Source organism: Ferruginibacter sp., assembly GCF_014377975.1.
Classification (GTDB): domain Bacteria; phylum Bacteroidota; class Bacteroidia; order Chitinophagales; family Chitinophagaceae; genus Ferruginibacter.
The window spans coordinates 1-1833 of the sequence record NZ_JACMOO010000340.1 but is presented as its reverse complement, the minus strand read 5'-3'; the positions used below and the strand labels follow the sequence as shown (position 1 = coordinate 1833).

The 1833-nt window shown below is 37.6% G+C and carries 2 protein-coding genes; one reads left to right on the top strand and one right to left on the bottom strand.

Annotated features, from left to right (window positions below):
* Positions 1-174: 174 nt before the first annotated feature.
* A complete protein-coding gene (locus H7254_RS16680) occupies positions 175-1611 on the bottom strand; it encodes an NADP-dependent isocitrate dehydrogenase (protein WP_301934049.1) in 1437 nt (478 codons plus the stop codon).
* A gap of 87 nt (positions 1612-1698) precedes the next feature.
* Between H7254_RS16680 and H7254_RS21550 the strand changes: the two genes are divergently transcribed.
* A partial coding sequence (locus H7254_RS21550; protein WP_367875453.1) for a LysR family transcriptional regulator occupies positions 1699-1833 on the top strand: 135 nt, incomplete at its 3' end.

Sequence of the window (1833 nt, the reverse complement as noted above, 5' to 3'; positions counted from 1 at the left end):
CTTTAATCCTTTTTTCTCTCATTTTTGTTGCTTCTTCACCGTGGGTATTGTTTATTTTATTCTCTTGAAATTTTATTTTTACCTGTATCATTTGAGTAATGATCTCTATTGCTTCATTTGCGCTGAATTGACCTTGTATTAATTGTATGTTCATATTATTTATTTTAAAAAGTTTTACTGGCCCTGTCCGAGTGAAAATCCGGGTTTTCCATCAAATAAATAAAGATTTTCTGTTTTAATGGTATCAATATTTTTTTCGATTGCTTCATTTAACATTGCTGTAATATTGGCGTGGTTAAAAGTTTTTTCAGCCAGTGGTTTAAATCGGCAACGCCAGTGGTCAGTACAGAAAGTTTCTTCAAACCCCTCGGGCCAAACTTTAATTCCCCGGTTGGTAATCATAGTCAACTCAGCATCCTCGCTTTCCAATTGTTTAATAAGTTCTGCAAGTTCATCCGGGTTGCTTCCTCTCCAGTTTACAAACACATCTACACCTACCAAGCTTTTGGTCTTTGCTTCTTTGCGCTGGTATCTTGGAAGTATGAGGGCAGCATTTTTATCGTAGCTAACTGCAGTTAAAATGGAGGGTTGTTGTCCTAGGTTATTAATGACTGCATCGGCAAATTCGGTCGTAGTCACTTTTTGTTTACTTGTACCTTCTTTGTAAATATCATAAGTATGAATGCCATCTTCAATGGTTTTAAGCCAGGCGTTCTGTACTTTTTCTGCAATGTTGCCTTGCCCAATATGGTTCAGCATCATCACAGCTCCTTGTAGTAACCCCGATGGGTTTGCCCTGTTTTGATTGGCAACTCTTGGTGCCGAACCGTGTATGGCTTCAAACATGGCGCACTGTTCACCAATATTTGCAGAACCGGCCAAACCAACGGAACCGGTAATTTGTGCAGCTATATCAGATAAAATATCTCCATATAAATTCGGCATTACAATTACATCAAAAATCTCTGGTGTATCAGCCATTTTTGCAGCGCCAATATCAATGATCCAATGTTCGTTTTCAATTTCAGGGTATTCTAAAGCTATCTCATCAAACACCTGGTGAAACAAACCATCTGTTTGCTTCATAATATTATCCTTGGTAAAGCAGGTTACCTTTTTGCGGCCATATTGCTTGGCATATTCAAAAGCATAACGCACTATTTTTTCGCAACCCGGGCGGCTTATCAGTTTTAAGCACTGCACCACTTCGTCTGTTTGCTGGTGCTCAATGCCCGCATAAAGATCCTCCTCATTTTCTCTGATAATTACTATATCCATTTGTGGGTGCTTGGTTTTCACAAAAGGATGTAGACTGTTACAAGGTCTAACGTTTGAATACAAGCCTAAAAATTTGCGGGTAGTTACGTTTAAACTTTTGTAGCCACCACCCTGTGGTGTAGTAATTGGCGCTTTTAAAAACACTTTATTGCGACGAATAATATCCCACGATTCTTTTGCTATACCGGCAAGATTACCTGCCAGATACACTTTTTCCCCCACTTCAATTTCATCAATTGAAATATCGGCCCCTGCCGCCATAATTATTTTTAAAGTGGCATCCATAATTTCAGGTCCTATACCATCTCCTTTTGCAACTGTAATTTTTGTCATTTCGTGTTTATTTTTGTGCGGCAAATTTGTGGGCCTTTATTCATATACTTTCATTTATCTTTATTATATAACCCATAAATTATTTTTATGAACTTTACTTTACAGCAGTTAAAAGTTTTCATGATTGTCGTACAAAATGAAAGCATTACCAAGGCATCTGAAGAACTGCATATGACGCAACCTGCAGTATCTATTCAAATAAAAAATTTACAGGCACAGTTT

Coding starts and splice junctions, on each gene's coding strand:
- H7254_RS16680 (WP_301934049.1), bottom strand. CDS start 1,611: ATGACAAAAATTACAGTTGCAAAAGGAGATGGTATAGGACCTGAAATT.